Here is a 236-nt window from a genome sequence, read left to right as displayed (position 1 = left end):
ATGCACGGCCGCGACGGTTACACCCGCGTGAAATGAGGTTGCAATGGACTCGAAACGAATCTGCCCGGTGCTGACGGCCGGCCAGACCCTGGCAAGCCCGGTCAGGCTGAAAAAGTGAAACCGCTGCGCAAATACAAAGTATTCCTGCAGGATGCGGTAGCCGTCGAACACATTGCGCGGGTAGGGCAGCAAGGCCTCTTCGGCGGTGAAACCGGGAAAGCCCAAGTCGTCGGGGT

At 60.2% G+C, this 236-nt stretch carries 1 protein-coding gene; it reads right to left on the bottom strand.

The genetic code is table 11. The features are described 5' to 3' along the window. Nucleotides 1-236: type VI secretion system baseplate subunit TssF (locus AC0L20_RS41845; RefSeq protein WP_473295970.1), on the bottom strand; the 236-nt coding region annotated here is incomplete at both ends.

This window comes from Bradyrhizobium sp. Kon58 (assembly GCF_055807455.1).
The sequence above is the reverse complement of the archived record's forward strand: the minus strand, read 5'-3'. Positions and strand labels throughout refer to the sequence as shown.